The 26,668-nt window shown below is 74.4% G+C and carries 26 protein-coding genes; 17 read left to right on the forward strand and 9 right to left on the reverse strand.

The window, feature by feature from the left end:
• Together ACZ6ZT_RS05210 and ACZ6ZT_RS05215 are read right to left on the reverse strand one after the other, a co-directional pair.
• Positions 1–1,506, reverse strand: coding sequence for a hypothetical protein (locus ACZ6ZT_RS05210; protein ID WP_469715672.1), 1,506 nt, complete (start codon positions 1,504–1,506; stop codon positions 1–3).
• Positions 1,503–2,411, reverse strand: a complete 909-nt coding sequence (locus ACZ6ZT_RS05215; protein WP_469715674.1) for a LysR family transcriptional regulator — start codon at positions 2,409–2,411, stop codon at positions 1,503–1,505. Before ACZ6ZT_RS05215 ends, ACZ6ZT_RS05210 begins: the two co-directional genes overlap by 4 nt.
• 71 nt (positions 2,412–2,482) lie before the next feature.
• On the opposite strand from ACZ6ZT_RS05215, the gene ACZ6ZT_RS05220 reads away from it, so the two are divergent.
• Positions 2,483–3,385, forward strand: coding sequence for an NAD-dependent epimerase/dehydratase family protein (locus tag ACZ6ZT_RS05220; protein ID WP_469715676.1), 903 nt, complete (start codon positions 2,483–2,485; stop codon positions 3,383–3,385).
• Between the two features lie 5 nt (positions 3,386–3,390).
• On the opposite strand, the gene ACZ6ZT_RS05225 is transcribed toward ACZ6ZT_RS05220, so the two are convergent.
• Positions 3,391–4,140, reverse strand: a complete 750-nt coding sequence (locus ACZ6ZT_RS05225; protein WP_469715678.1) for a GntR family transcriptional regulator — start codon at positions 4,138–4,140, stop codon at positions 3,391–3,393.
• Positions 4,141–4,372: 232 nt separating this feature from the next.
• Here ACZ6ZT_RS05225 and ACZ6ZT_RS05230 point away from each other — a divergent pair, with 232 nt between their 5' ends.
• Genes ACZ6ZT_RS05230 through ACZ6ZT_RS05250 form a run of 5 tightly spaced genes read left to right on the forward strand, consistent with a single transcriptional unit; the run spans position 4,373 to position 9,246 of the window.
• Positions 4,373–5,542 carry an ABC transporter substrate-binding protein gene (locus tag ACZ6ZT_RS05230; RefSeq protein WP_469715680.1) on the forward strand — a complete coding sequence of 390 codons (1,170 nt, stop codon included), beginning with the start codon at positions 4,373–4,375 and terminating at the stop codon, positions 5,540–5,542.
• On the forward strand, positions 5,542–6,444 hold the full coding sequence (locus ACZ6ZT_RS05235) for an ABC transporter permease (RefSeq protein WP_469715682.1): 903 nt from the start codon (positions 5,542–5,544) through the stop codon (positions 6,442–6,444). Before ACZ6ZT_RS05230 ends, ACZ6ZT_RS05235 begins: the two co-directional genes overlap by 1 nt.
• Entirely contained in the window at positions 6,432–7,370 is a 939-nt protein-coding gene (locus tag ACZ6ZT_RS05240; protein ID WP_469715683.1) for an ABC transporter permease, read from the forward strand. The genes ACZ6ZT_RS05235 and ACZ6ZT_RS05240 overlap by 13 nt, the downstream gene beginning before the upstream one ends.
• A gap of 5 nt (positions 7,371–7,375) precedes the next feature.
• The gene (locus ACZ6ZT_RS05245; protein ID WP_469715685.1) at positions 7,376–8,470 is read left to right on the forward strand and encodes an ABC transporter ATP-binding protein; all 1,095 of its coding nucleotides are present in this window, start codon (positions 7,376–7,378) and stop codon (positions 8,468–8,470) included.
• A gap of 20 nt (positions 8,471–8,490) precedes the next feature.
• On the forward strand, positions 8,491–9,246 hold the full coding sequence (locus ACZ6ZT_RS05250; protein WP_469715687.1) for an HAD family hydrolase: 756 nt from the start codon (positions 8,491–8,493) through the stop codon (positions 9,244–9,246).
• On the opposite strand, the gene ACZ6ZT_RS05255 is transcribed toward ACZ6ZT_RS05250, so the two are convergent.
• Positions 9,204–9,668, reverse strand: a complete 465-nt coding sequence (locus tag ACZ6ZT_RS05255; protein WP_469715689.1) for a hypothetical protein — start codon at positions 9,666–9,668, stop codon at positions 9,204–9,206. The genes ACZ6ZT_RS05250 and ACZ6ZT_RS05255 overlap by 43 nt on opposite strands.
• A 109-nt stretch (positions 9,669–9,777) precedes the next feature.
• Here ACZ6ZT_RS05255 and ACZ6ZT_RS05260 point away from each other — a divergent pair, with 109 nt between their 5' ends.
• Complete coding sequence (locus ACZ6ZT_RS05260) at positions 9,778–10,671, forward strand: GntR family transcriptional regulator (RefSeq protein ID WP_469715690.1); 894 nt, start codon at positions 9,778–9,780, stop codon at positions 10,669–10,671.
• Between the two features lie 46 nt (positions 10,672–10,717).
• On the opposite strand, the gene ACZ6ZT_RS05265 is transcribed toward ACZ6ZT_RS05260, so the two are convergent.
• Positions 10,718–11,293, reverse strand: a complete 576-nt coding sequence (locus ACZ6ZT_RS05265; RefSeq protein WP_469715692.1) for a phosphonate degradation HD-domain oxygenase — start codon at positions 11,291–11,293, stop codon at positions 10,718–10,720.
• Positions 11,290–12,393, reverse strand: coding sequence for a 2-trimethylaminoethylphosphonate dioxygenase (gene tmpA, locus ACZ6ZT_RS05270; RefSeq protein ID WP_469715694.1), 1,104 nt, complete (start codon positions 12,391–12,393; stop codon positions 11,290–11,292). Before tmpA ends, ACZ6ZT_RS05265 begins: the two co-directional genes overlap by 4 nt.
• 230 nt (positions 12,394–12,623) lie before the next feature.
• On the opposite strand from tmpA, the gene ACZ6ZT_RS05275 reads away from it, so the two are divergent.
• Entirely contained in the window at positions 12,624–12,980 is a 357-nt protein-coding gene (locus tag ACZ6ZT_RS05275; protein WP_469715695.1) for a VOC family protein, read from the forward strand.
• A 122-nt stretch (positions 12,981–13,102) separates the two neighbouring features.
• Entirely contained in the window at positions 13,103–15,481 is a 2,379-nt protein-coding gene (locus ACZ6ZT_RS05280) for an ATP-binding cassette domain-containing protein (RefSeq protein WP_469715697.1), read from the forward strand.
• Positions 15,482–15,800: 319 nt separating this feature from the next.
• On the opposite strand, the gene ACZ6ZT_RS05285 is transcribed toward ACZ6ZT_RS05280, so the two are convergent.
• The 3 genes from ACZ6ZT_RS05285 to ACZ6ZT_RS05295 are packed head-to-tail and all read right to left on the reverse strand — an operon-like array spanning position 15,801 to position 18,636.
• Positions 15,801–16,850, reverse strand: coding sequence for a zinc-dependent alcohol dehydrogenase family protein (locus tag ACZ6ZT_RS05285; RefSeq protein WP_469715698.1), 1,050 nt, complete (start codon positions 16,848–16,850; stop codon positions 15,801–15,803).
• A gap of 47 nt (positions 16,851–16,897) precedes the next feature.
• Positions 16,898–17,740, reverse strand: a complete 843-nt coding sequence (locus tag ACZ6ZT_RS05290) for an ATP-grasp domain-containing protein (RefSeq protein WP_469715700.1) — start codon at positions 17,738–17,740, stop codon at positions 16,898–16,900.
• Positions 17,737–18,636 carry an ATP-grasp domain-containing protein gene (locus ACZ6ZT_RS05295; protein WP_469715702.1) on the reverse strand — a complete coding sequence of 300 codons (900 nt, stop codon included), beginning with the start codon at positions 18,634–18,636 and terminating at the stop codon, positions 17,737–17,739. The genes ACZ6ZT_RS05290 and ACZ6ZT_RS05295 overlap by 4 nt, the downstream gene beginning before the upstream one ends.
• Positions 18,637–18,869: 233 nt before the next feature.
• Between ACZ6ZT_RS05295 and ACZ6ZT_RS05300 the strand changes: the two genes are divergently transcribed.
• The 8 genes from ACZ6ZT_RS05300 to ACZ6ZT_RS05335 all read left to right on the forward strand — a co-directional run bounded on the left by ACZ6ZT_RS05300 (position 18,870) and on the right by ACZ6ZT_RS05335 (position 26,337).
• Positions 18,870–20,399, forward strand: coding sequence for a sensor histidine kinase (locus ACZ6ZT_RS05300; RefSeq protein WP_469715703.1), 1,530 nt, complete (start codon positions 18,870–18,872; stop codon positions 20,397–20,399).
• An 83-nt stretch (positions 20,400–20,482) separates the two neighbouring features.
• Positions 20,483–20,884, forward strand: coding sequence for a roadblock/LC7 domain-containing protein (locus ACZ6ZT_RS05305; RefSeq protein ID WP_266579719.1), 402 nt, complete (start codon positions 20,483–20,485; stop codon positions 20,882–20,884).
• Complete coding sequence (locus tag ACZ6ZT_RS05310; RefSeq protein WP_469715705.1) at positions 20,881–21,237, forward strand: DUF742 domain-containing protein; 357 nt, start codon at positions 20,881–20,883, stop codon at positions 21,235–21,237. The genes ACZ6ZT_RS05305 and ACZ6ZT_RS05310 overlap by 4 nt, the downstream gene beginning before the upstream one ends.
• On the forward strand, positions 21,218–21,862 hold the full coding sequence (locus ACZ6ZT_RS05315) for a GTP-binding protein (RefSeq protein WP_469715707.1): 645 nt from the start codon (positions 21,218–21,220) through the stop codon (positions 21,860–21,862). The genes ACZ6ZT_RS05310 and ACZ6ZT_RS05315 overlap by 20 nt, the downstream gene beginning before the upstream one ends.
• Positions 21,859–23,088 (forward strand): cytochrome P450, encoded by a 1,230-nt coding sequence (locus ACZ6ZT_RS05320; RefSeq protein ID WP_469715708.1) that lies wholly within the window; start codon positions 21,859–21,861, stop codon positions 23,086–23,088. The genes ACZ6ZT_RS05315 and ACZ6ZT_RS05320 overlap by 4 nt, the downstream gene beginning before the upstream one ends.
• Positions 23,085–24,332, forward strand: coding sequence for a cytochrome P450 family protein (locus ACZ6ZT_RS05325; protein ID WP_469715710.1), 1,248 nt, complete (start codon positions 23,085–23,087; stop codon positions 24,330–24,332). The genes ACZ6ZT_RS05320 and ACZ6ZT_RS05325 overlap by 4 nt, the downstream gene beginning before the upstream one ends.
• Positions 24,333–24,390: 58 nt before the next feature.
• A complete protein-coding gene (locus tag ACZ6ZT_RS05330; RefSeq protein WP_469715712.1) occupies positions 24,391–25,560 on the forward strand; it encodes an alpha/beta hydrolase family protein in 1,170 nt (389 codons plus the stop codon).
• Between the two features lie 45 nt (positions 25,561–25,605).
• Positions 25,606–26,337 (forward strand): DUF7873 family protein, encoded by a 732-nt coding sequence (locus ACZ6ZT_RS05335; RefSeq protein WP_469715713.1) that lies wholly within the window; start codon positions 25,606–25,608, stop codon positions 26,335–26,337.
• Positions 26,338–26,668 lie beyond the last annotated feature (331 nt).

Consider the following 26,668-nt stretch of genomic DNA (forward strand, 5'->3'; position numbering starts at 1 on the left):
TCACGGCATCAAGCGGTACATCTCGGCGCGCGGCAGGGCCGGGTGGGCGGCCGCCGCCTCCGCCGTCGGCCCGTCCGGGTCGGCGAGGAGCGCGGGCAGTTCCTCCGGCGGCAGGGCGGGGTGCGCGGCGGCGTACCGGCGGGCCTCGGGGTCGGTCAGGCAGCCGCGCAGCGCGGGCGCCGTGGCGTTCGGATGCCGCGCCACCTCGCGCAACGCCCGCGCCGCCGGCGGGTCGTGCCGGACCAGGTCGGCCAGCAGGGCCGCCGGGGCGTCCGGGTTGGCCGCCACCCGCGCGAGGACCTGTACGCCGTGCCGTGCCACCATCGCGCGCAGCCGGTCCTCGTCCAGGCCCGGGTGGGCGGCGACGGCTCCGGCCACCTTCGCGTCCGGATCGGCGGCCAGCGCGTCGCGCACCTCCGGGGGCAGATCGCGGCGCCGCGCCGCGTGGGCCCGTACGCCCGCCGGCGCCGAGGCCGCCAGTTCGCGGATCTCGGCGTCCGTGGCGGCGGCGATCCGGGGCAGCGGCTCCGGGCCGGCCCGCCGGGTGGCGGTCAGGGCCGTCAGCAGGTCCAGGGGCAGACGGGGGTGCCGGACGAGTCCGGCCAGGACCTCCGGATCCCGGCCGGCGGCGAGTGCGCGGACCAGCGCCTCGTCGGTACCGGGGTTCGCGGCGAGCGCCCACCGCACCTCGGGCTCCGGGTCGCGCGCCAGTCCGGCGTACACCGACGGCGGCAGACCGGGCCTACCGGCCACGGCCCGGCGCAGCGCGGCGGAGGGGTGAGCGGCGAAACGGGCGACGGCCTCCGCCGGGGTGGCGGGGTTCGCCAGGGCGGCTCGCCGCGTGTCGTGGAGGGTGCTCCGGTGCGCACCGCCACAGACGGCGCCCTCCGGGACGCTGGGGTCGAACCAGCGCGACCGCGGATCCTCCTCGCACACGGGGCAGACCGCTGCCGCAGCCAGCCCCTCCCCGGTGAGCAGCGCGGCGAGCAGGGCCGGGGGCATGGCCTCGTTGAAGGCGGCCTGCCGGCGCACCTCGGCGTGCGGGTGCGCCACCAGCAGTGCGGCCGCGACCGGGTCGGGGGTGCCGTACGCGGCCAGCTCGCACGGCACGTCCAGTTGACGGTCGGCGGCCAGCCGCGCGGTCACCTCAGGCGGCAGACCGGCGAAGCCGGCCAGTTCGCGCCGGCGGAAGGGGTCCGGATGGGAGGCGAGCAGGCGGGGCCAGTGCGGCAGCCCCCGGCCCTCGTCGAGCAGGGCGAGGGCGGCGTCCGGTCGGGCCGACGGGTCGACGTCGGCGGCGTGCAACCGGCCCCCGTAGGCGAGGGCGGTGGCGTGGTGTTCGTCGTGGGCGGCCAGGGCCAGGACCTGCTCCCGGCTCAGGTCCGCGCGCTCGCCGAGTACCCGGCACAGCCAGTCGTCCGTCGCGAGGGCGTACGTGAGGAGCCCGTCGATCAGCTCGCCCGGCAGGGCGGGATTGGCCGCGAGCCCGTACAGCACATCGCTCACCGCGTCACCCCCGTGGCCGCCGCCGCCAGGAGCGCCGCGGCCAGTGCGGCGGCGGGGGAGCCGGCCGGGGTGCGGGGTGCGGTGGCCACGCCGATGTGCCGGGCCGGCCGCGGCGGGGCGAGGGGGACCACCGCCGAGCCGGGTGCCGGGGACAGGGCGATGTACGGGATCAGGGCGACTCCGACCCCCGCCCCGACCAGGGACTGCGCGAAGAAGTAGTCGGTGGTCGAGGCGGCGGTCCGCAGCTCGAACCCGGACCGGTCGGCGTACCGGCGCAGGAAGGCCTCCGTCTTCAGGCAGCCCAGGACCCACCGGTCGGCCGCCAGTTCCGCCGGCTCCAGCGCCTCCCGCCCCGCCAGCCGGTGCCCCGGCGGCAGGACCGCGTACAGCGGGTCCTCCCTCAGCGGAAGCCAGTCCGCGCCTGTGCGCCCGGCCGCGCCGGACGGCAGCGGGCCGTCGAAGTGGTAGGCCAGCGCGAGGTCCGCCGCCCCGCCGCGCACCATCGGCAGGGCGGCCTCGGGCTCGGCCTCCACGATCGTGAGTTCCACCTCCGGGTGCTCGGCCACGAACGCGGCGAGCGCCCGGGGCAGCAGGTGCCGGCCGCCACTGGTGAAGGTGGCGACCGTCAGCCGGGGCCGGCCGGCCGCCAGCCGGCCGATCCGGGCGCGGACCAGGTCCAGTTCGGCGGTGATGGTGTCCGCCGCCTCCACCAGGAGCCGCCCGGCCTCGGTGAGGGCGGCCCCGCGCGTGCTGCGCTCCGCCACCGGATGGCCGAGGTCGCGTTCCAGGGAGGCGATGTGCTGGGACACGGCCGAGGGGGTCAGCCGCAGGGCGGCCGCCGCGCGGTTGAAGCTGCCGTGCTCGGCCACGGTCCGCAGGATGCGCAGCCGGTGCACATCGATCAACAGTTTTCCTTACGACGTGTTCAGTATTCGATCAGTTCCGCCGGTGACCCTATAGCGGCAGGGTCGAGGCCATGAGCGAATATCTGGTCATCGGCGGGAGCCGGTACTTCGGCAGGCACCTGGTCACCCTGTTGCGCGACGCGGGCCACGCGGTCACCGTCCTCAACCGCGGCTCCACGGTCCCGCCGCCCGGCGTGACCCACCTGACCGCCGACCGCGACGACGCACGCGCGCTGCGTGCCGCCCTCGGCGCCCGCACTTTCGACGTCGTCCTCGACCAGGTCTGCTACACCCCGCACCAGGCCGCCGTCGCCCGCCGGGCCTTCGCCGCGGGCCGGACCGGGCGGTACGTGATGACCTCCACGATGGAGGTATACGACCCCGCCACCTTCGCCGCGCCGCCGGTCACGGCCGCCCCGCTGACGGAAGCCGCCTTCGACCCCCGCCGCGATCACCGGCCCGCGGTCGGCGCCGCCGCACGGTACGCGGCGGACAAGCGGCGGGCGGAGGCGGTGTTCCTGCGCGAGCCCGCCTTCCCGTACGTGAGCGTCCGCTCCGCGCACGTCCTCGGCGGCGGCGCGCGGGATTTCACCGGGCGGCTCGCGCACTACGCCGAGCGGATCGGCGCCGGTCTGCCGGTCCACGTCCACGAGGCTCCGCAGGCGACCTCCTTCATCCATCACCGGGAGATCGCACGGTTCCTGGCCTGGGCCGCCGCGGGGACCTTCACCGGGCCGGTCAACGCCGCCTCGCACGGTCCGCTCACCGTCACCGCCCTCGCCGGGGCCGTCGGCGCCCGGCTCGGGCGCGAGCCGCTCCTACGGACCGTGGCGGACGGGGAGCAGGCCTCGCCGTTCTCCTTCGACCGTGCCTACGCCCTCGACAACGGCCGTGCCGCCCGCCTCGGTTTCTCCTTCCGCCACACCGCCGACTGGCTACCGGAAGCGATCGACGAGACCGTGTCGTCCCGCTGAGGCCCTCAGCGCTCGCCCCCCGGATGCCGCTCCAGTGGGGTGGCTACCGCCGAGTTGCTCACACTGAAGGTGACGCTGCCCGCTCGGTAGCGGTCGTCGGACCATTCGATCGGGCGGCCCGTGCGGGTCGCGGAGGTGTGGCGTTGGCGCAAAAGCGGGCTGCCGCGCCGGACCGCCAGGAGGCGGGCGTCCTCGCTGCCCGCAGCGAGGGCGTCGATGAGGTGCTCCCCGTAGTGCGCCACGATCCCGGAGTCCGCGGCCAGGCTGTCCATCACCGAGCGGCAGTCCTCGGGCAGCGCCTCCACCGCCGCCGCGACCCAGTCGGCGTAGGCGGTGCGCTCCACCATCGTGGGCTCGCCGTCGAGCAGCCGCAGCCGCAGCACCGCGAGGACCTCCGTACCCGGCGGCAGGGCGAGCCGCTCCGCCTCCTCGGCGGTGGCGGGCCGCCGGGTCCGCGACAGGAAGCGGCTGCGCACCTCGTGGCCCACCCCCTCGGCCCACTGCGCGAAACTGTTCAACTCACCGAAGCTGTGGCGGCGTTCGTGGCGCAGTACGATCCTGCGCGCACCCTGGCTGGAGCCGATGAGCCCCTCCGCGGCCAGGGTGGCGACGGCTTGGCGGACCGTGCCGCGCGAGGCCGCCCAGCGGGTGGCGAGGTCGCTCTCGGAGGGCAGCCGGGCGCCCACGGGGTAGGCGCCGGACAGGATCGCCCGGCGCAGTTCCTCCGCGATCTTCAGGTACCGCGCGGTTCCCATGTCGTTCCCCCTCGCTGTGACGTCCCGTGACCCCGGGGTCTTGATCATCATCGGGGATCCTCCGGACCCGTTGTGTCACGACGTCTTTCGGTCATTCTCTTCTCTTCCTCGACTCGTGCTCCAGGGTCCAGCCCCCGTTCACCGTCCGTACAGCGGGCACGGGCGAACTGGAGCCAACTTGTTCAGACAAGTGAATCTGACAAGTGAAGCCCCTTCGTCTCCGGGAGAGACCGTGCTCAGTTCCTCCGCCCGCCGCGGCGCGGCCGTACTGCTCGGCGCCGCCGTCCTGACCACGCTCAGCGCGTGCGGCGCAGCGCCCGACCCGAAGCCCGCCGCCGCCACCGGCGACGCCAAGGGCAACGCCCAGCCGGGCACCGCGACCTCGGTGGCCGACCTCGGCGGAATGGCGGCCCTCGTGGCCGCCGCCGAGAAGGAGGGCCAGCTCAACGTCATCGCGCTGCCGCCGGACTGGGCGAACTACGGCCAGATGGTCAAGGCCTTCCAGGCGAAGTACCCCAAGGTCAAGATCAGCAGCGAGAACCCGGACGCCGCAAGCGCCGACGAGATCGCCGCCGTCAAGTCCCGCAAGGGCCAGAAGCGCGCCCCCGACGTCATGGACCTCGGCATCGCCTTCGCCCGCAGCGGCGCCGACGAGAACCTCTTCGCCTCCTACAAGGTCGCCGCCTGGGACAAGATCCCCGCCGCCCAGAAGGACGCCGACGGCCGCTGGTACAACGACTACGGCGGCTACGTCTCCATCGGCTGCGACGCCGCCCGCATCCCCACCTGCCCGCAGACCTTCGCCGACCTGCTGAAGCCCGAGTACAAGGGCAAGGTCGCCCTGAACGGCAACCCCACCAAGTCCGGCTCCGCCTTCGGCGGCGTCTACGCGGCCGCCCTCGCCAACAAGGGCTCCTTCGCCGACATCCAGCCCGGCATCGACTTCTTCGGCCAGCTGAAGAAGAGCGGCAACTTCATCCCCGTCGAGTCCACCCCGGCCACCGTCGAGAAGGGCGAGACCCCCATCTCGATCGACTGGGACTACCTGAACGCCGGCTACGCCGAGCAGTTCAAGGGCAAGGGCGTCGACTGGAAGGTCTCCGTCCCCTCCGACGGCGTCTACGCCCAGTACTACTCCCAGGCCATCAACAAGGACGCCCCCAACCCGGCGGCCGCCCGCCTGTGGATGGAGTTCCTCTACAGCGCCGAGGGCCAGAACATCTGGCTCCAGGGCCACGCCCGCCCCGTGCTGCTCCCCGTGATGGCCGCCGACGGCACCGCCGACAAGGACGCCGTCACCAAGCTCCCGCAGGTCCAGGGCACCCCGACCTTCCCGGCCTCCACCGAGCTCGACAAGGCCAAGGCCACCCTCGCCGAGAAGTGGGACAAGGCCCTCAGCTGATGTCCGCACCCACCCTCCCCCAGCAGGGGACCGCCGGCGGCGCCACCGCGCGCCGCCGGCGGCGCGGCCCGCGCACCTGGCTCGCCGCCCTCCCGCTCCTCGTCTTCACCGGGCTCTGCTTCGGCGTCCCGCTCGGCGCCATCGCCTTCGGCGCGGTCACCCGCACCGACCCCGCCACCGGCGCCACCCGCCTCACCGGAGAGCACCTCGCGCGCTCCCTCCAGGGCCCGTACCTCGACTCGCTGACCGGCAGCGTCCAGCTCTCCGCCCTGACCGCACTCCTCGGCGGAGTCCTCGGCGTCCTCATCGCCCAGGCCCTGGTCACCTCCCGCTCCACCGCCCTGCGCTCCGCGGCGCTGACCGCCTCCGGCGTCCTCGCCAACTTCGGCGGGGTGCCGCTCGCGTTCGCGTTCATCGCCACCGCCGGGATCTCCGGAGTCGTCACCCAGCTCGCGGACCTCACGAGCCTCGGCTGGGACCTGTACTCCTTCACCGGCCTCACCGTGGTCTACCTGTACTTCCTGATCCCCCTGATGGTCCTGGTGATCGTGCCGGCCCTGGACGGACTGCGCCCGCAGTGGCGCGAGGCCGCCCAGAACAACGGGGCGAACGCCTGGCAGTTCTGGCGCCACGTCGGCCTGCCGGTCCTCGCGCCCTCCCTGCTCGGCGGATTCGTCCTCCTCTTCGGCACCGCGTTCGCCGCGCACGCCACGGCCGCGGCCCTCGTCGGCGGCTCCGTGCCGCTGGTCACGCTGAAGATCGCGGACGCCCTCTCCGGCAACGTCCTCACCGGCCAGGAGAACGTGGCGCTCGCCCTCGGCCTCGACATGATCGTGATCGCCGGCCTGGTCATGGCGGTCTACCTGCCCCTCCAGCGACGGAGCGCCCGATGGCTGCGATGACCCCCACCGCCCCCCGGGCGGACAGCGCGGAAGCGGCGGCCCCGCCCGCCCCCCTCCCCGCCCCGGCTCCGGCCCGGGCCCGCCGGTCCCGCCCCCGGCCCCGCGTCTGGCGCGGCGCCGTCCTCGGCCTCGCGGGCGCGTACTTCCTGCTCCCGCTCGTCGCCTCCTTCGTCTTCACCGTGCACGTGCCCGGGCAGGGCATCACCTTCGAGGCGTACACCGAACTGCTCGGCGCGGACGGCTTCACGCGCAGCCTGCTGCTCTCGCTCGGCCTGGCCGCCGCCACCATCGCGCTGTCCCTGTCGCTGGCGGTACCCGCGCTGGTCGCCGTACGGATCGGCTCGCCGAGGCTGCGGCCCGTGGTGGAGGTGATGTGCATGCTGCCGCTGGTGGTGCCGCCCATCGCCCTGGTCACCGGCATCACCACCGTGCTGCGCTGGGGGCCCGACCACCTGTCGCGGACCCCGCTCTACCAGACCTTCATCGCCGTCCAGAACGAGGACTTCCCGCTCGTCCTGGTCCTCGCGTACACGGTGCTGGCCCTGCCCTTCGTCTACCGCTCGCTCGACGCGGGGCTGCGCGCCGTCGACGTCCCCACCCTGGTCGAGGCCGCCCGCAGCTGCGGTGCGAGCTGGCCCCACGTGGTGCTGCGCGTCCTGCTGCCCAATCTGCGCGCCTCGCTCGCCGGAGCCGCCTTCCTCACCCTGGCCCTGGTGCTCGGCGAGTTCACCATCGCCTCGCTCCTCGGCTTCCAGCCCTTCGCCGTGTGGATCGTCTCCATCTCCGGCGCCCAGGCCCGGATGTCGGTGGCCGTCTCCATCCTCAGCCTCCTCATCACCTGGCTGCTGCTGCTCGTCCTCTCGCGGGCCGGAACCGCCCCCGCCACGGTCTCCACCGCCCCCGCCACCTCCCGCAAGGAGTCCTGACCCAGATGTCCACGACCCTCCCCGCGCCGCGGAAGACGGCCGACCCCGCCGCCCCCGCCGGCGCGCGCGTCGAATTCCGCGGCCTGCGCCGGGCGTTCGGCTCCACCGTCGCCCTCGACGGTCTCGACCTGACCGTCGAACCCGGCGAACTCCTCGCCCTGCTCGGCCCCTCCGGCTGCGGCAAGACCACCGCCCTGCGCGTCCTCGCCGGCTTCGAGACGCCCGACTCCGGTGAAGTCCTGGTCGACGGCGAGGACATCACCCGGGTGCCGGCCAACCGCCGCGACGCCGGGATGGTCTTCCAGTCGTACAGCCTCTTCCCCAACCTCAGCGCCCGCGACAACGTGGCCTTCGGCCTGCGCGTGCGCAAGGTCGGCGCGGCGCAGCGCCACGAGCGGGCCGCCGAACTCCTCGACCTCGTCGGCCTGCCCGACCACGGCGACCGCTACCCGCACCAGATGTCCGGCGGCCAGCAGCAGCGCGTCGCCCTCGCCCGCGCCCTGGCCCTGCGCCCGCGCGTGCTCCTGCTGGACGAGCCGCTGTCCGCACTGGACGCCAAGGTACGGGCCAACCTGCGCGAGGAGATCCGCCGCCTCCAGCTCGACCTCGGCATCACCACCGTGTTCGTCACCCACGACCAGGAGGAGGCCCTGTCCATGGCCGACCGGGTCGCCGTGCTGAACGCCGGGAAGCTGGAGCAGTGCGCCGCCCCCGCCGAGCTGTACGAACGCCCGGCGACGCCCTTCGTCGCCGAGTTCGTCGGCACCATGAACCGGCTCCCCGGCCGCCTCACCGACTCCGGCCTCGTCGAGGTCTCCGGCACCCGGCTGCCCGTCGACGGCCCCGTCCCGGCCACCGCCGACGTCGAGGTGCTGGTCCGGCCAGAGAACCTCACCGTCGCCGCCGACCCCGAGGGCAACGCCACCGTGACGTCGGCCTCCTTCTTCGGCGCCGTCACCCGCCTCCACCTCGACCTCGCCGACGGCACCCGCGTCAAGGCCGACCTGCCCTCGCGCGACGCCGCCGACCTGGCGCCGGGCGCGCGGGCCGCCGTGGGACCGGCCGAGCGGCCCGTACTCGTCGTGGCGAGGACCGCGTGAGCGGGCCCGCCGAAGACCGGGTGAGTGAGCTCGCCGGGGACCGGGGGAGCGAGCTCGCCGCCGTCCTGTTCGACATGGACGGCACCCTCGTGGACACCGAGGTGCTGTGGTGGGAGACCACCGAGCGGACCGCCGAGCGGCTCGGACACCGCCTCGGCCCGGCCGACGCCCCCGAGGTCGTCGGCCGCGCCGTCCCCGACACCGCCGCCCACCTCGTACGGGTGGCGGGGCGCGGGGAGGTCCGGGAGGTCGCCGCCGAACTCACCGAGGGCTTCTTCCGGCGGGTCGCCGCCGGGGCGCCGATCCGTCCCGGCGCCCAGCGGCTGCTCACCGCCCTCGAAGCGGCCGGCATCCCCTTCGCCCTGGTCAGCGCCTCACCGCGGGTGGTCGTGGACCAGGTGGTCGGGGGCGCCCTCGCGCACGTGCCGTTCGCCTTCACCGTCTCCGCCGACGACACCGTACGGACCAAGCCGCACCCCGACCCCTACCGCGCCGCCGCCGAACGGCTCGGCCGCCGGCCCGGTGAGTGCGTCGCCGTGGAGGACTCCCCGGACGGCGCCGCCTCCGCCGAGGCGGCCGGCTGCCCCGTGCTGGTGGTGCCCTCGCTGCTGGACGTGCCCGCCTCGGCGGCGCGCACCTTCGCGCGGTCCCTGGAGGAGGTCACCCCGGAGGTCCTGCGGCGCTGCGTCATCGGCGCCGCTGCCGACGCCACTGCCGCCGCCGGGCCCGCGGCTCAGGCCGACAGGACGAGCAACTCCAGGATGCCCTCCGCGTAGGCACCGCAGACCGACCCCGGGCCGGCCTCCAGCACCCGCACCAGCAGCGGCAGGCCGGTCCGGACGTGCGCGGCCACCTGCCCGTACAGGCCCGCCCCGTGGCTGTCCCCGTCGTCCTCGGCGCTCAGCAGGGACAGCAGCGTCCACAGCAGCGCCTCCCGGCCCGTCTGCCGGGGCGGTCCGGCCGCCCACACCGCCATCAGCACCGCGCAGGCGGCCGGGGCGGGGGGCCACAGCCGGGTCCCGGTGAACACGTGCCCCTGCAGGGCGTGGAACGCCGCCGGATGTCCCTCCGCCGCGTCCCACAGGGTGTCCTCCAGGTGGGCCGCCGGGCGACCGCAGCCGCAGGTCGTGCCCGCCCAGTCGTGCCGCGCCAGCTCATCCCGCACGCCGTCCGGCACCAGCGGACTGCTGCGCGGCATGTCCTTTCCCCTCATGTATCTCCCTTCATGCGGCCCCAGTATGGGAGGCGGGCGGGGACCGGGTCGAGCGGGCCCACCGGCGCCCCGGCCCGCATGGCAGGCTGGGGCCGTGAACGAGGCACCGCAGGCAGCACCCGCACCCCAGGAACCGCACCCGCCGCAGGTGGCCCCCGCTGCCCGGGACGCGGCCCCGCCGCAGGCGCCACCCGCCGCCCGGGACGCGGCCCCGCCGCGGGAGCCTGCCCGGTCCCGACCGGCGCCCGGCCGGACGCCGCTCTACCTGACGGTCGCCGCGGACCTGCGCGCGGCCATCGCCGCCGGGGAGTACGGATCCGGGGCCCGGCTGCCCGCCGAGGACGAACTCGCCCGCCGCTACGCCGTCTCCCGGGGCACCGTCCGCCAGGCCCTGGCCGCGCTGCGCTCCGACGGGCTCGTCACCTCCCGCCGGGGCACCCGCCGGGTGGTGCTCGGCGGCCCGGGGGAGGAGAACGCCGCCGCCGAACTGCGCAGCTTCACCCGCTGGGCGCGTTCCCTGGGGGAGGAGCCGGGCGGCCGGACCGTCGCCGTGGACCCGGGCGCGGCGGACGCCGAGGAGGCGGAGCAGCTACGGGTGGCCGCCGGGGCGGCCGTGTACCGGGTGCTGCGGCTGCGGACCCTGTCCGGCACGCCGGTGATGGTGGAACGTACGACGTACCCGGAGGCGGTCGGCACGCTGGTGGCGGCGATGCCGCTGGACACCGTCTCGTACTCGGAACGCCTCGCCCACCACGGCGTGCTCTTCACCGACGCCCACCACACCATCGACATCGCGCCCGCCGACGCCGACGACGCACGGCTGCTGGGCTGCCGGGCCGGGGAGGCGCTGCTGCGCGAGCGGCGGCGCTCCACCGACCCGGCGGGCGTGCCGGTGGAGTGGTCCCAGGACCGGTACCTGCCCGGGACGGTGGCCTTCACGGCGCACTCGACGGCGGCCGGCGCGCTGGGCCGCCGGCTGCGGCCCTGACGGACCGCCGCCGGCCGCGCCCCCGGGGAGGGGCCGCCGCCCCCGCTCAGACCTCCGTACGCAGCAGCCCGGCCAGCAGCGGCCGGAAGTGCGCGAAGTCGGGGGTGTCCATCAGCGGATCCTTGGCCCGTTCGTCCCAGCGGCGCACGGCGACCGCGTCGGCCGCCCCCGGCAGGGCCTCGAAGGCCCGGGCCTGCTCCTCGGTCATCGGGCCGCCCTGGACGCGCAGGGTGTGCACCGAGGCCTCCGAGAGCAGGCCGAAGTAGCCGGGCTCGGCCGTGCACAGGTACCGCTTGGCGGCCACGTGCAGCCGTACGGGCTCGGTCACCTCGGGCCCGAACCAGCGGGCCAGCCAGTCGGCGCCGGTGTGGCTGTGCCGGTTGTCCACACCGTCCTCCATCAGGTCGCGGCCGGTGACCGTCCCGTGGAAGTGGCCGATGTCGTGCAGCAGCGCGGCGGCCACCAGGTGATCGGGGGCGCCGGCCGCCTCGGCGAGGGCGCCCGCCTGGAGCATGTGCTCGGCCTGGGTCACCTTCTCGCCGAAGTACTCGGCGCCGCCCTCGCCCGCGAACAGCGCGGCGAGCAGGTCGAGGGGGCCGGCTCCGCCGGTCGCGGCGCTCACGCGGCGGCCTCCTCGCGGCGCAGGACCGCCAGGGCGGAGCCGAGCCCGTCGAGGTCGGCGTACGCCCCCTGGAGGTGCCGCCCGCCCGACTCCGCGAAGGCCGTACGTGCGTGCAGCAGCCGGGTGTTGTCGAAGATCAGGCAGTCGCCCGGCGTGAGCCGGAAGTCCAGGCGCAGCTCGGGGCGCAGCAGCAGCTCGCCGAAGCGCCGGTAGGCGGCGTAGAACTCCTCCAGGACCCGGGCGCTCTCGTGCAGGGTCCCGATGGAGCGGTTGTTGAACCGGATCTCGCGGATCCGGCCGAGCGGGTCGACGTCGATCAGGGGCCGGTGCGCGCGCAGTTCGGTGCGGGCGTCGGCGAAGGCGAACTCCACCGGCACCCGGGTCAGTACGCCGAAGGCCCGCGGGTCCTCGTCGCGCAGCAGCGCCGCCGCGTGGAAGCCGTCCACCAGCCCGGAGTCACCGCCCCGCGCCTCGTTGCGCAGGCAGTGCAGCAGCTGCACGGTCGGGACCGGGTCCCGGTACGGGTTGTCGGTGTGCGGGGTGATCAGGGCGCCGGTGAAGGCGAGGTTGTTCGGATCGGGCTCGATCCGGACCTCGAAGAGCTCCCCGTAGTTCGTCCGGCGCGCGAAGCCGAAGGTCTCCGCCACGTCGAGCACCATCCGGTCCTGGCAGGGCACGCCGCGCAGCAGGACGAAGCCGAGGCGGCGCACGCTCTCCAGCGCCTCGATCCGTACCGCGCGGTCGCCGGTGTAGGCGTCCCACGAGGCCTCGGGCAGCCGTCCGGAGAGGCCGTCGGCGGCCCACAGCTCCTTGTCGGCTTCGGTGCGGCCGTCACCGCCGCCCGCGCGCGGGACGCCGGGGGCGTGGGCGTCGAGCCAGCCGGCCGGGTAGAGCGAGCGGTGCCCGTCCGGTTCCCACACCACCTCCCAGCCGGCCGCGGCCCCCTCGCCCACCGGGTGGACGGAGCCGACGGCGAGGCCGGCGGGCAGGTCGGTGATCTGGAAGAGCTTCTGGCCGTTGCGCGGATCGCGGCAGGCGCCGCAGGGGCAGTTGTCGCGCAGCCAGGGCGCGGGCGAACCGGTGATCGCCGTGGAGGACATCGGGGCTCCCGTCGGGGATGAGGGCAGGGGGAAAGTTGTATATACAACTTGGGGGTGGTGGCAGCAGGGTGACAGCCCCGGATGGCCGGGAGGTGGCAGAAAGGTGACCGGCAGGACCGGTCAGGAATGGAGAAGCCTCCTCACCGGGGCCGCGACTAGCGTGATGAAGGTCGGCCACGACCACCGGCCCCCACTCGCACCCACCACCACTCACGACCTCAGGAGCGACCATGACCGGCTCGTCCACCCACGGCGTCAAGACCGTCCTGCACCCCGTCACCGACCTGGGCAAGGCCACGGAGGTGTACGCCGCCCTGCTCGGCGTACGGCCCACCACCGACAGCCCGTACTACGTCGGCTTCGAGGCCGAGGGCCAGCAGATCGGGCTCGTCCCGGGCGGCGGCCCCCAGGGCCTCACCTCACCGGTGGCCTACTGGCACGTCCCGGACATCGAGGCGAAGATCGCCGAGGTGACCGCCGCGGGCGCCACCCTGCGCCAGCCCGCCGAGGACGTCGGCGGCGGCCGCCTGGTGGCCACCCTGACCGACCCCGACGGGAACGTCCTCGGGCTGATCCAGGACCGCTAGGCCGTCCAGGCGGCCACCGCACCGGCGGGGAGGGCGGCCGGGCGTTGCCCCGGCCGCCCCCGACGACGTAGAACCGGAGGCAGCGCAGCGACCACCGGCACCGTCCGACAGATGGAGACACCATGAGCAAGACCCCGGGGACGGACCCGCGGCACGCCGCCGACCGGCACGAGCTGATCCGCGTGCACGGCGCGCGCGTGAACAACCTCAAGGACGTCAGCATCGAGATCCCCAAGCGCCGCCTGACCGTCTTCACCGGCGTCTCCGGCTCGGGCAAGAGCTCCCTGGTGTTCGACACGATCGCCGCCGAGTCGCAGCGGCTGATCAACGAGACGTACAGCGCCTTCGTCCAGGGCTTCATGCCGACCCTGGCCCGGCCCGAGGTCGACGTGCTCGAAGGCCTGACGACCGCGATCATCGTCGACCAGCAGCGGATGGGCGCCGACCCCCGCTCCACGGTCGGCACCGCCACCGACGCCAACGCCATGCTGCGCATCCTCTTCAGCCGGCTCGGGCAGCCCCACATCGGCCCGCCCGGCGCCTACGCCTTCAACGTCCCCTCCGTCCGGGCCAGCGGGGCGATCACCGTCGAGCGCGGCGCGCAGAAGGCCGTCAAGGCCACCTTCAGCCGGACGGGCGGCATGTGCCCGCGCTGCGAGGGCCGCGGCTCCGTCTCCGACATCGACCTCACCCAGCTCTACGACGACTCCAAGTCGATCGCCGAGGGCGCCTTCACCATCCCCGGCTGGAAGTCCGACAGCTTCTGGACCGTACGGGTCTACGCCGAGTCGGGCCTCCTCGACCCGGACAAGCCGATCCGGAAGTTCACGAAGAAGGAGATGCACGACTTCCTCTACCGGGAGCCGACGAAGGTGAAGGTCGAGGGCGTGAACCTCACCTACGAGGGACTCATCCCCAAGATCCAGAAGTCCTTCCTGTCCAAGGACAAGGAGGCGCTGCAGCCGCACATCCGGGCGTTCGTGGAGCGGGCGGTCACCTTCACCACCTGCCCCGAGTGCGAGGGCACCCGGCTCACCGAGGGCGCGCGGTCCTCGCGGATCGGCGCCCACAACATCGCCGACGCCTGCGCGATGCAGATCAGCGACCTGGCCGCCTGGGTCGCGGGCCTCGACGAGCCCTCGGTCGCCCCGCTGCTGGCGACGCTGCGGCACACCCTCGACTCGTTCGTGGAGATCGGCCTGGGCTACCTCTCGCTCGACCGCTCCTCGGGCACCCTGTCGGGCGGCGAGGCGCAGCGCGTCAAGATGATCCGCCACCTCGGCTCCTCGCTCACCGACACCACGTACGTCTTCGACGAGCCCACCACCGGCCTGCACCCGCACGACATCCAGCGGATGAACGACCTGCTGCTGCGGCTGCGGGACAAGGGCAACACGGTGCTGGTCGTGGAGCACAAGCCGGAGACGATCGCCATCGCCGACCACGTCGTGGACCTCGGCCCGGGCGCCGGCACGGCGGGCGGCACGGTCTGCTTCGAGGGCACCGTGGAAGGGCTGCGGGCCGGCGGCACCATCACCGGCCGCCACTTCGACGACCGGGCCCGGGTCAAGGACACGGTGCGCGAGCCCACCGGGGCGCTGGAGATCCGCGGGGCGCGCACGCACAACCTGCGCGACGTCGACGTGGACGTCCCGCTCGGGGTGCTGACCGTGGTCACGGGCGTCGCCGGGTCCGGCAAGAGCTCGCTCGTCCACGGTTCGATCCCGGCGGGGGAGGACGTGGTCTTCGTGGACCAGAGCCCGATCCGCGGCTCGCGCCGCAGCAACCCGGCCACGTACACCGGGCTGCTCGACCCGATCCGCAAGGCCTTCGCCAAGGCCAACGGCGTCAAGCCGGCGCTGTTCAGCGCCAACTCCGAGGGCGCCTGCCCCGCCTGCAACGGCGCCGGGGTCATCTTCACCGACCTGGCGATGATGGCCGGGGTCGCCTCCCCCTGCGAGGACTGCGGGGGGAAGCGGTTCGACGCGTCGGTGCTCGACTACCACCTCGGCGGCCGTGACATCAGCGAGGTGCTCGCCATGCCGGTGGACGAGGCCGCGGAGTTCTTCGGCGCGGGCGAGGCGCACACCCCGGCCGCGCACCGGATCCTCGGCCGGCTGGCCGACGTCGGGCTCGGCTACCTGACCCTGGGCCAGCCGCTCACCACCCTGTCCGGGGGCGAGCGGCAGCGGCTGAAGCTGGCGACGCACATGGCGGACAAGGGCGGCGTCTACGTCCTGGACGAGCCGACCACCGGCCTCCACCTCGCCGACGTCGAGCAGCTCCTCGGACTGCTCGACCGGCTCGTCGACTCCGGCAAGTCGGTGATCGTGGTGGAACACCACCAGGCGGTCATGGCGCATGCGGACTGGATCATCGACCTCGGCCCGGGCGCGGGGCACGACGGCGGCACGATCGTCTTCGAGGGCACTCCCGCCGACCTCGTCGCGGCCCGCTCCACCCTCACGGGCGAGCACCTCGCGGCGTACGTCGGCGCCTGATCCGGGGTCCGGCACCGGCCGGGCCCGCCGCGCCCGGCCGGTACGGGCGCTCGGTACGGGCGCTCGGTGCGGCCCTTGGCATGGGCCCTCGGTACAGCCCTCGGTACGGCGCTCGGCACGGGCCTCGGCACCGGCCCTCGGCACGGGCCTCGGCACCGGCCCTCGGTACGAGCCTCGGCACCGGCCCTCGGCACCGGCCCTCGGCACCGGCCCTCGGCACTGGCCCTCGGTACGGGGCTTCGATACGGGCCCTCGATGCGGGCCTCCGGTACGGCCCCTCGCCGTGGGCCTCGGTGCGGCCCCCCCCGGCGAGGGCCGGTCACTCCCAGGGCAGGATCACGGTCACGCCCGGCCCCGGCGCCGCGCCCATGGCGGCGAGGGCCGCCGGGGCCGCGGCCAGCGGGAGGGTCCGGGTGACCAGCAGGTCCGGCCGCAGCGCGCCCGAGCGGACCAGCTCCAGCATCGGCGGATAGGCGTGGGCGGCCATGCCGTGACTGCCCAGCACCTCCAGCTCCCAGCCGATGACCCGGTCCATCGGCAGCACCGCCGGGCCGGACTCCGCCGGGAGCAGCCCGACCTGGACGTGCCGCCCGCGCCGGCGCAGCCCCGCCACCGAGGCGGCGGCAGTCGCGGGGGAGCCGAGGGCGTCCAGCGAGAGGTGCGCCCCGCCGCCCGTGAGGTCCCGTACCACCTCGGCGGTGCCGCCGGACCCGGTGTCGTACGGGTCCACGGTGTGCGCCGCACCGAAGGCGCGGGCCAGCTCCCGCGCGGCCGGGGCGGGGTCGACGGCGACCACCCGCGCGCCGGCCGCGGCCGCGATCATCACCGCCGACAGGCCCACCCCGCCGCAGCCGTGGACGGCGACCCACTCGCCCGCCGCGACCCGGCCCCGCGCGACCACCGCCCGGAACGCCGTCGCGAACCGGCAGCCCAGGGCGGCGGCGGTGGCGTACGAGAGCTCCTCGGGCACCGCCACCAGGTTCACGTCGGCGTGGTCGAGGGCCACGTACTCGGCGAAGGAACCCCAGTGCGTGAAACCGGGCTGCGTCTGGCGCGCGCACACCTGGTGCTCGCCGGCCGCGCAGTCGGCGCAGCCGCCGCAGGCGCAGACGAAGGGGACGGTCACCCGGTCGCCGGGCCGCAGGCGGGTCACCCCGGGGCCCACCGCCTCGACCACCCCGGCCAGTTCGTGCCCGGGGACGTGCGGCAGCGTGATGTCCGGGTCGTGGCCCTGCCAGCCGTGCCAGTCGCTGCGGCACAGGCCCGTCGCCTCGACGCGTACGACGGCTCCGCCGGACGCCGGCGCCGGATCGGGGACCTCCCGTACCTCCGCCGGTTCGCCGTACCGTTCGAACACCACCGCGCGCATGGGGCCGCCTTCCGTCGACTGCCCCGCACGCTACCGGCCGGACCCCGTCAGCGCGCCGCCCGGCGCAGGGCCAGCGCGGCGAGGGCCTCGGGGGCGCCGGCCTGGCCGCGGATGCCGGGGAAGGCGTTGACGTCCACGATGAGCGGTGCGCCGTCCCCGGTGGCGATGACGTCCACCCCGTAGACGTCCAGGGCGAACACCCGGCCCACCCGCAGGGCCAGTTCGGCCCAGCCGTCGGGCAGCCGGTCCCCGGGCCGGCCCGGTTCCCCCGCGCCGACGGCGAGTTCGGAGCGCCGCAGGCCCGCGAAGACCCGGTCCCCGATCACCCACAGCTTGTGGTCCCAGCCGCTGTTGGGCGCGAACGGCTGTACCACGACCGGCTCCCCGGGCCACTCGGCCGCCAGGGCCCGCAACCCCTCCGGGCCGTCGACGCGGGCGACCAGGTCGTGCTTGCGGCTCGCCCGGCTCTTGACCACCAGCGGCCACCGCGGCCACTGCTGCTCCGCAGTCGACTCCGCAGCCGACTCCGCAGCCGACCCCGCGGCCGGTTCCGCGAGCGCCGCCGCCGCCGAGGCGAAGGTGCGGGTGGGCGCGAAGGGCAGCCCGGCGCGCAGCGCGAGAGCGGCCATCCCGGTCCGGTCCTGGCAGGCGGCGGTGGCGGACGCGGAGTTGAGGACGGGCGCGCCCCGCCGCTCCAGCTCCCGGGCCAGCTCCAGCGCGGCCGGGGTGCGCGCCTTCAGCAGGTATACGTCGGCCCGCGCGCCGGCCGCCGCCGCGGCGCCGGCCGCCGGGTCCAGCACCTCCACCGCGTGCCCGGCGCCGGTGAGCAGCCGGGCGGTGGCCGCCAGCAGCGGATGGCCGGCGTCGGGGGTGACCAGCCCGGCCCTCACGCGCCGTCCCCCGCCCCCGCCGCCACCTGGAGCGGGATCGCGACCGGCAGGGCGAACGCGGGGGCGGCCGGCACGCCGCGGCCGGCGCCGGAGCGGGCCAGCGCCAGGACGGCGCGGGCCACCCGGGCGGCCGCGTCGGGGACCTGACGGAAGCTCGGGAAGTCGTTCACGTCGACCACCACCGGCCCGTCGGGGCCCAGCAGCACGTCCACCCCGTACAGGTCCAGCCCGTACACCTCGCCCACGCGCGCGGCGATCTCCGCCACCTCGGCGGGCAGCGGCACCTGCCGCTCGCGCACGCCGGCCCCCGGATGGAGCGGGGAGCGCCGCTCGGTGGCGAACAGCTCGCCGTCGACGCAGTACACCTTGAGGTCGGTGCCGTGGTTCGGGACGTACGGCTGGGCGATGAGCATGCCCTCGCCCGCGAGTTCGGGCAGCAGCGCGGCGAGCCGGTCCGGCGAGGGCAGCAGGTGCACCGACCGGCCGGAGCTGCCGTCGGCGGGCTTGACGACGAGCGGGTACGCGGACTCGGGGAGCTCGGCGAGGAGTTCGGGGCGGGCGACGGCGTAGGTCTCGGGCTGGGGCAGGCCCCGGGCGGCGCCGATGGCGGCGGCCAGTGCCTTGTCCCGTACGCCGCGGATCGCGCGGGCGTCGTTGACGGTGGTCAGGCCCGCGGCGGCGGCCGCTTCGAGGAGGGTGAGCCCGGGGCCGCCGGACACCGTCTTCAGCACCCAGGCGTCGTGCGCGCCCGACCGTACGACGTCGCCCATGCGCAGCAGCGAGCCGCCGGGCCGCACCACGTCCACCCGGTGTCCCCACGCGGTGAGTTGGCGGATCACCTCGTTCGGCATGCCGTCACGTCGGTAGTGCTCCTCCACCAGGAAGCAGAGCCTCATGACCTTCCCCATATTCCCCGGACGCCCCTCCGCCGATTCCGTCCGGCGAGCTGTGACGTCACAGGATGCCATGGCATAGCCCCGAAACCGCGCCAGAAGCAGCCTAAGTGGGCGCTACAGAGCGTGATATTCGCCAATACCTTTCCTAAACGATCAGCAATCCTCTTATAGTTGTGCCTCGTTACCACAGGAACCCTCTCTTCCATTTACGCCCGGTTTGAGGCTTTGACTACATGACGGCGTCGCCCTCCCCCTTCCGCCCCTCCGCCATCGCGCTGACCGTCACCGCGGTCGCGGCGGGAGCCCTCTCCGCGGCGGCCGTGTCCGCGGCCCCGGCGTCGGTCCAGACGCCCCTCGGGTGGTTCTCGGCCTGCGGGTCGTTCCTGCTCGCCGTGTCCGCCTGCGCGATCACCTGGTGGTCGCGCAGCGCACGCCTCCTGCGCGGCCGGCTCTCGGCCCTCGCCACGGACATCGCCGCCCGGGACGCGTACATCGCCCGGCTCACCGCCGACATGGCCCGCGACACGGCGGCCCACACCGCCGAACGCGCCCGGCTGCACTCCGCGCACACCGCCGAGGTGGACCACCTGACCACCGCCCGCGCCGCCGAGGTGGACCGGCTGACGGCCGCCCACGCCGCCGAACTCGACCGGATGACCGCGGCCCAGCTCGTCACCCGGGAACGACTCGGCGCGGAACTGCGCCGGGCCCAGTCCGGCCGGGCCGCCGCCATGGCCGCCGCCGCCAACGCGGCCGGCCGGATGCAGGCGCTCGCCACCGGCATGCTCGCCGACCTGCGCGACATGGAGCACAAGCACGCCGACGAGGAAGTCCTCGGCGACCTGCTGCACCTCGACCACCGCACCGCCCAGGCGGGCCGCCTCGCCGACTCCATCGCCGTGCTCACCGGCGCCCGCTCCGGGCGCCGCTGGGCCAAGCCGATCGTCATGGAGTCGATCCTGCGCGGCGCGATGGGCCGCATCGGCGGCTACCAGCGGGTCCGGCTGCACTCCACCAGCGACGCCGCCGTCGCCGGACACGCCGCCGAGGGCGTCATGCACGCCCTCGCGGAACTCCTCGACAACGCCGCGAACTTCTCGCCGCCCACCGCCGAGGTCCACGTGTACGTGGAAGAGGTGCCGGCCGGGATCATCATCACCGTCGAGGACAGCGGGCTCGTCATGAGCGAGGTCCAGCTGCGCCGCGCCGAACAGGCCGTCACCGCCGAGACCCTGGACCTGGCCGGGCTCTCCGGCACCCGCCTCGGCCTCGCCGTCGTCGGCCGGCTGGCCCGCAAGTACGGGCTGACGGTCTCCTTCCGGCCCTCCGCGCGCGGCGGCACCGGCGCCCTCATGATGCTCCCGCAGGAGCTGATCAGCCGCAGCGCCGCCGACCCCGTGCCCGCCCCGGCCCTGCCCGCCGCCCCGGCGCTGCCCGCCCTCCCGGAGCGGACCGCTTCCGCCGCGCCCGCGCCCCGTACCGAAGCCGCGTACCGCCCGGAGGCCGAGCCGGTCCACGACACCGCCGACCCCCAGGGCACCCCCGCCGCCGACTCCGAAGCCACCGGCGAGACCCCGGTGCTCGGCGAGAGCGGACTGCCCCAGCGGCGGCGCGGCCGGACCCTGGCCGCCGCCCACCCCGACGGGCCCGACGCCGCCGAGGCGGCCCGTACCCAGGCCGCCCCCGGCACCGCGTCCCGGTCCGCCGCCCGCTTCGGCAGCTTCCGCCAGGCGGTGCGCGGCACCTCGGAGCAGCAGCCGTAGGGACGGCCCCGCCGGCCGGCCGGGCCCCCGCCCGGCCGCCCCGAACGCCCCCACGAACCCCCGTACCCGGAAGGCAACACGCAATGACCGGCTCCACCACCGACGAGACGCTCAGCTGGCTCCTGGAAGGGCTCCTGGAGCGCACCCCCGGCGCCCGGCACGCCCTCGTGCTGTCCCGCGACGGCCTCAAGCTGTGCCGCACCCCCGAGCTCTCCGTCGACCAGGCCGACCAGCTCGCGGCGATCGCCGCCGGCATCCAGAGCCTGTCCCACGGGGCGTCCATCGAATTCGGCGACGGCACCGGCGGGGTCCGCTCCGCCATGGCCGAGTTCTACGGCGGCCTCCTCTTCATCGTCGAGGCCGGCGAGGGCGCCCACCTCGCCCTCGTCGCCGCCGAGGACGCCGACGCGGGACTCGTCGGCCACAACATGTCCGAACTGGTCGAGCAGCTGAGCGAGCATCTGATCGCCAGGCCCCGGGGTTGAGCCGCAGCAGGCCGGGCCGGGACGACTCCCCGGACCGGCTCTACACCCTCACCGGCGGCCGCAGCAGCTCCGGTTCCGACGCCTTCGACCTGGTGACCCTCATCGTCGCCGAATGCGACCCGGTACCCGGCATGCAGTCCGAACACGCGGCGATCCTGAAGATGTCGCGCTTCCCGACGGCCGTCGTCGAGATCGCCGCCGAACTGGGCCTGCCCGTCTCGATCGTACGGATCCTGCTCGCCGACCTCCTCGGCACCGGCCGGATCAGCGCCCGGCACCCCCGCGCCGGCGCCTACCGCCTTCCCGACCTCGACATCCTGGAGCAGGTGCTCGTTGGACTCCGCAACCTCTGACCGGGGCGCGCCCCGGCAGAACCTCAGCAGCACCGCCGACAACGGTCTCAAGATCGTGATCGTGGGTGGTTTCGGCGTCGGCAAGACCACCATGGTGCGCTCCGTCAGCGAGATCCGTCCGCTGAACACCGAGGAGACGATGACGAAGGCCGGCGAGGCCATCGACGACACCGAGGGCGTGGGCGCCAAGACCGCCACCACCGTCGCCTTCGACTTCGGCCGCATCACCCTCGACGCCCACAACGTCCTGTACCTCTTCGGCGCCCCCGGCCAGGAGCGGTTCTGGTTCCTGTGGGACCGGCTCTTCTCCGGCACCCTCGGCGCCGTCGTCCTCGCCGACACCCGCCGGCTCGCCGACTCCTGGTACGCCATCGACCGCCTCGAACACCACGGCACGCCCTTCGTCGTGGCCTGCAACGACTTCGGCGGACCCGCGCACACCCCGGACCAGATCCGCGCCGCCCTCGACCTGCCGCCCGAGGTCCCGCTGCTCTTCTGCGACGCCCGCTCCCGCGAGTCCAGCAAGGAGGTGCTGATCACGCTCGTCGAGCACCTCCAGCGCCTCCAGGGCGTCCCGCATCCCCGCCCGGCCCTCCCGACCCCCATCCCGGAGCCCACCCCGTGACCACCCCCGAGCCGCAGCCCGTCTACCTCGGCGGCCCCCGCTTCCAGACCGACCCCGCCGAGCTGTACCGGGAGATGCGCCGCGACCACGGCGCCGTCGCCCCGGTCGTCCTCGACGGGGACGTCCCGGCCTGGCTGGTCCTCGGCTACCGCGAGCTCCACCAGGTCACCAGCGACCCGCAGCTCTTCTCCCGCGACTCCGACCTGTGGAACCAGTGGGACCGCATCCCGGCGGACTGGCCGCTGCTCCCGATGATCGGCCGCAAGCAGCCGTCCATCCTCTACACCGTCGGCGAACGCCACCGCGAACGCGCCGCCGTGATCTCCGCCGCGCTGGAGGCCGTCGACCCCTTCGAACTCAAGGGCCACGCCGAACGCTTCGCCGACGAGCTCATCGACCAGCTGTGCGGCAAGGGCGAGTGCGACATCGTCGGCCAGTACGCCATGCTGCTGCCGCTGCGCGTCCTCGCCCGTCTCTACGGCTTCTCCGACGAGCAGGGCCCCGGCCTCGTCACCGCCATGAACGACATGATCAACGGCCGGGAGGGGGCCCTGGACGGCCAGCGCCACCTCGGCGAGTCGATGTACGCGCTCCTCGCCGCGAAGTCCGCCGAGCCCGGCCCCGACGTCGCCTCCCGGATGCTCGCCAACACCGCGGGCTTCACCGTCGACGAGATCGCCCAGGACCTCATGGTCATGATGGCCGCCGGCCACCAGCCCACCGCCGACTGGATCGGCAACTCGCTGCGCCTGATGCTCACCGACGACCGCTTCGCCGCCTCCCTGGCCGGCGGCCGGCACAGCGTCGGCGAGGCCATGAACGAAGTGCTCTGGGAGGACACCCCGACCCAGAACGTGGCCGGCCGCTGGACCACCCGGGACACCAAGCTCGGCGGCCAGCGCATCGGCCGCGGCGACCTGGTCCTGCTGGGCCTGGCCGCCGCCAACGCCGACCCGAACGTCCGGACCGACGCGGGCGCCCTCACCGGCGGGAACAACGCCTTCTTCTCCTTCGGCCACGGTGAACACCGCTGCCCCTTCCCGGCCCAGGAGGTCGCCGAGGTCATCGCGCGGACCGGCATCGAGGTCCTGCTCGACCGGCTCCCCGACGTCGACCTCGCCGGCCCCGCCGAGGCGCTCACCCGGCGCCCCTCGCCCTGGCTGCGCGGACTCAGCGCCCTCCCCGTGACCTACACGCCCACTCCCGCCCATGGAGCCGCCCGATGACCTGCCCGATCGACCACACCGGCCCCGCCCCCCTGGTCCTCGACCCGTTCGTCACCGACCTCGACGCCGAGAGCGCCGCGCTGCGCGCCGCCGGCCCGCTGGTCCCCGTCGTGCTCCCCGGCGGCGTCGGCGTGTACGCCGTCACGCACCACGCCGAGGCCCGAAGACTCCTCACCGACCCCAGAGTGGTCAAGGACATCAACGTGTGGGGCGCCTGGCAGCGCGGCGAGATCCCCCTGGACTGGCCGCTGATCGGCCTCGCCAACCCCGGCCGCTCCATGCTCACCGCCGACGGCGACGAGCACCGCCGCCTGCGCACCCTCGTCGCCCAGGCGCTCACCGTGCGCCGGGTGGAGAAGCTGCGCGCCGGCATCGAGGACCTCACCACCGAGATGCTCGACAAGCTCGCCACCCTCCCGCCCGGCGAGCGCGTCGACCTGAAGGCGTCCTTCGCCTACCCGCTGCCGATGAACGTCATCAGCCGGCTGATGGGCGTGGACGCGTCCGAACACCCCCGCCTCAAGGCGCTCTTCGAGAAGTTCTTCTCCACCCAGACCCTCCCCGAGGAGGTCCCGCAGATGATGGCGGACCTCGGCGCGCTCTTCTCCCGCATCGTGGAGTCCAAGCGCGCGAACCCGGACGACGACCTCACCAGCGCGCTCATCGCGGCCTCCGAGGACGGTGACCGCCTCAGCACCGAGGAGATCACCAACACCCTCCAGCTGATGGTCGCCGCCGGTCACGAGACCACCATCAGCCTCATCGTCAACGCGGTCGTCGCCCTGGAGACCCACCCCGAGCAGCGCGTCCGCGTCCTCGCGGGCGAGGTGCCCTGGGAGAACGTGATCGAGGAGACCCTGCGCTGGTCCACCCCCACCTCGCACGTCCTCATCCGCTTCGCCACCGAGGACATCGAGGTCGGCGACCGGATCCTGCCCCGGGGCGAGGGCCTGATCGTCTCCTTCGGGGCCCTGGGCCGCGACGAGGCCCAGCACGGCGAGACCGCGGGGGCCTTCGACGTCACCCGCACCCCCAACCGGCACATCTCCTTCGGCCACGGCCCCCACGTCTGCCCCGGCGCGGCCCTGTCCCGCCTGGAGGCCCTGGTTGCCCTCCCGGCCCTCTACGCCCGCTTCCCGGCCCTGTCCCTGGCCGTCGCACCTGGGGAACTGCGCAACAAGCCGATCCTCACCCAGAACGACCTCTTCGACCTGCCCGTCACGCTCACTACGACCGCGGGCTGACCCGGTATCCGACCGGGGAGCGACGTATGGCCGCGGCCGGCCGCCTAGGTTCGGCGTCATGCAGATCAGACGCCGCACCGCGGCCGCCGTGGCCTTGTCAGCCCTCCTGCTCACCCTCCCGCTCGCCGGGACCTCCGCCGCCGCCCAGCCGGCCCCCGCCCCCTCGGGCACCCGGACCTCCGCGCTCGAACTCCCGCGCCCCACAGGCCCGTTCGCCATCGGCTCCGAGGACCTCCACCTCGTCGACCGCGGCCGGACCGACCCCTGGGCGCACTCCGGCCCGCGCGAACTGATGGTGACCCTGCGCTACCCGGCCGAAGCCGGCACCGGCCGCGCCCCGGCCCCGTACCTGAGCACCGAGGAAGCCCGGCTGCTCCTGCGCGACCAGGGCCTCGGCCAGGTCGTCGACCCCGCCGCCTTCGCCGCCACCCGCACCCACGCCCGTACGGCGGCCAGGCCCGCCCGGGGCCGCTACCCGCTGGTCGTCCTCTCGCCCGGTTTCACCGTGCCCCGGGCCACCCTCGGCTCCCTCGCCGAGGAACTCGCCTCCCGGGGTTACGTGGTGGCCTCCGTCGACCACGCCTACGAGAGCGCCGCCACCGCCTTCCCCGGCGGCCGGATCCTGACCTGCCTGGCCTGCGACCAGACCCAGGGCCCGGGCGGCCGCGAGGCCATCACGGCCGTACGGGCCCGCGACACCTCCTTCCTGCTGGACCAGCTGACCGGCCGCCATCCCGCCTGGGCCCGGGCCGGCCTCATCGACCCGGCCCGCATCGCCATGGCGGGGCATTCCATCGGCGGAGCCAGCGCCCTCCCGGCCATGGCCGCCGACCCGCGCATCCGGGCGGGCGTCGACATGGACGGCGCCCTGCCGGAGCCGTACCCGGCGGCGGGCATCGGCGGGCGCCCCTTCATGCTGCTGGGCTCGGCCGCGAGCGTGCCCGGTGACACCCCGTACAACTGGTCCGGGCCCTGGCCGCACTTCGACGGCTGGAAGCGCTGGATCACCTTCGACGGCACCGACCACTCCGGCCCCACCGATTTCCCCGCCCTGCGCGACCAGCTCGGCCTGCCCCACCCCGACGCCCCGCTGTCCGGCGACCGGGCCGTCGAGCTGACCCGGCGCTACGTGACCGCCTTCCTCGACCGGCACCTCAAGGGGCAGGCCCGGCCGGTACTGGACGGGCCGTCCGCCGCCCACCCCGAGGTCCGCTTCCACAACCCGTGAAATATCCGATGGTCATCCGATCGGGGGAATTGCTAGGTTGCTCACGTGCCGAAGCTGAATCAGATCATCGCAGTCGAAAAGGGCGTCAAGTCCAAGTCCCTCCAGGAGCTCACCCAGGCTCACCACGACGTCCAGAAGCCCGCCCTGCTGGCCGGTATCTCGCGGACGTACCAGCCGAAGGACGAAGAGGGTGAGCAGCTGCCCCCCGAGTCCACCCGGGTGCAGGTGAAGGCCGAGGACGTGCTGCGGGCGACGGCCACCACCCTGACCCGTCTCTTCGACGTGACGGCCACCAAGGACTGGGCGAACCGCACCGCCGTCGCGGACATCGTCGTCGACGGCACCGTCCTGCTCGCCGAGGTGCCGGTGCCCTACCTGCTCTTCCTGGAGAAGCAGCTGACCGACCTGCACACCTTCGTGCGCAAGCTCCCGGTCCTCGACGCCTCGGAATCCTGGAACCTGGACCCGTCCACGGACTCCTGGCGGACGGAGGCCGTGCGGACGATCCGCACGAAGAAGGTCCCGCGCAACCACGTCAAGGCCGAGGCCACCGAGCAGCACCCGGCCCAGGTCGAGGTGTACTACGAGGACGTGGCCGTCGGCTACTGGACGACCGTCAAGTTCTCCGGCGCCCTCCCGGCCCGCCGGGTCAACGAGCTCCTCGACCGGGTGGAGCGGCTCCAGCAGGCCGTGAAGTTCGCCCGCGAGGAGGCCAACGGCACCGAGGTCACCGACAAGCGGGTCGGCGACGCGGTGTTCGGCTACCTGTTCGGGTAGCCCACGATCGCCCCCTGTGTCGCAGGGGGTGCGCGAGAGCGCAAGCTGAAACTGATGTTGAAGCTGAAACAGGGGTGTCAGTTGGGGGTTCGAATCCCTCCCCCGGCACACGTGCCGGGGTGGCCCAAGCCGGAAGAGGCGACCCCTTGAACTTCAGATTATCGCTCCAGTCTCAGTATTCGCCGCCGAACACCGGATCGACCGAACAGGGACGACCACTGACGGATGGGGGTTCAAGTCCCTCCTGCGCCTCTCTCATGGCGCGGTAGTTCAAAGGCAGAACACGTCGGCCTCACCTTGATCCCCGTTCTTAAAAGCCGCCGGTGTGCGC

The organism is Streptomyces sp. NPDC102258, assembly GCF_055584685.1.